We start from the raw sequence: 1,721 nt of genomic DNA on the forward strand, positions 1-1,721 counted from the left end.
AACATAAAAAAATCATATATTACTTTTCAGTATATTTTAAACAATTTTAAAATTAATATCAGATTTCAACAGTCCCAAAAACTAAAATCCCAAATATTATCTCTAGAATTATTATATTTATTCATTATTACTGGATCATCAAAATCAAGCTCTCCAAAACCTACAGATGAATTAGAACGGAAAAAAAATCCAAATCCATGAGAACCATTATAGTGATAATATCCTTTAACATTATTTATAGGTATACCATATTTATTTAAATGTTCACCTATTGATTGAACTATAAAATGCTCATCGTCAAAAGCAGAATTTGGATTAAATATAAAACCGACATTTCTTGTCCTTGGACTATATATTATAACATTAGCTTCGGCTAGTTCATCTCCTGAAAGGCCTTGAATACTTTGTATAAATGATTCATCAAAATATTCAGGGTTAGATCCCATTAAATGGGTTAATATAATTTTATTAGGTGTGCATACCCCAACAGCTGAACAATCTGACAGTCCTTTTGTTGCAATAGCAATATGTCCATTTCCATTAATTTTTTCTATTGAGGTAGTTTCATTCATTTCAACAATATGCATTTTTTCAATTTTGTTTGAAGAAATAGTATCCGAATTTATAGCCTCATTAGAACAAGGCCCATTATGCACAAGAATAGAATTCTTCCCTACAAAATAACGGTGTTTATTATATATCTCTAGATTATATACACTAATAGGCTTATGATATCTATTATATAGTTTACCACAATGACTTGTTTTATTTATTGGACAGATAAGCTTAATCTTATCTCCTGTTTGAGATATTAATATATCAGTTGATCTGACTCTAGATATACTTATATAATGAGTATTCTTACCTATTATATTATTTACTGTTCTATTCTTAACATAAAACTTATGTCCAGGTGTTGAAGTTACTTTACTAATCTTACCAGTAGTTAAATCTTTAAAGATATATGTCTTAACTACTGGAGCATATCTTTTAAATGTACCTATTACTGGATAAGAATTTTGTTTTGACCAATTAATTTTTGAAGTATCTAATTTAGTTGGTTTTAATGCTACTACTGTAACGTACATATGTTTAATATCAAACTCAGGTAATGAGAAATTACCTTTATTACCAACTTTATCTAGATGATTAACTTTAAGCCAACTTATAGGTCTAAGTAATTTAATCTCTGCTGGATATCTTTTATCTTTTATATAGTCATAAGCTTTTAGATCTACTTCTTGCCATGTAGTAGGCGTAATAGCTATTTTATCATAATTAGGTAAACTAGCACTAAAACCTAACTGACTATATAAATAACCTAATATAAAAATAAATAATATTTTTTTATACATAATTTTTTCTTAAGAAATTAATCTCTTAGCTTATATAAAAAGCATTTATTAAATTTAAATGCAATGTTTATATTTATAGTTAATCCGGTACTGTTGCAACTATTAGATATAGTCTAAAGACAAAGAATTAAGTTTTCATTAGATACATTTATGGCAGTAGACATCAAATAATTGATTTATAAAAGTGGCTTCAGACTTATTTCTAAATTTAGTCCAAATATTAAACTGGCCTTTCTTAAACATTCTCATCCATTCATAACCTAATATAGTAGCGTTAGCTGTTTTCATAGATTTAAAACCAAGCATCGGTTTTATCAATCTTTTGAGCTTACCGTGATCTTGCTCAATTATATTATTCAAATATTT

Annotated in this window: 2 protein-coding genes; both read right to left on the minus strand. The window is 26.6% G+C overall.

What is annotated here, in order from left to right; genetic code table 11:
• Positions 1-65: 65 nt before the first annotated feature.
• Positions 66-1,355: a hypothetical protein gene (locus AB8E56_RS11640; protein ID WP_329481299.1), complete on the minus strand. Its 1,290-nt coding sequence runs from the start codon at positions 1,353-1,355 to the stop codon at positions 66-68.
• 138 nt (positions 1,356-1,493) lie between these two features.
• The coding region (locus tag AB8E56_RS11645; RefSeq protein WP_329481301.1) for a DDE-type integrase/transposase/recombinase at positions 1,494-1,721 on the minus strand (228 nt) is incomplete at its 5' end.

The sequence above is a fragment of the Francisella sp. 19X1-34 genome (assembly GCF_041102755.1).
Classification (GTDB): Bacteria; Pseudomonadota; Gammaproteobacteria; order Francisellales; family Francisellaceae; genus Francisella.

What these genes read in the sequence shown, in the direction of transcription:
- AB8E56_RS11640 (WP_329481299.1), bottom strand. Translation starts at nt 1,355, where the DNA reads ATGTATAAAAAAATATTATTTATTTTTATATTAGGTTATTTATATAGT.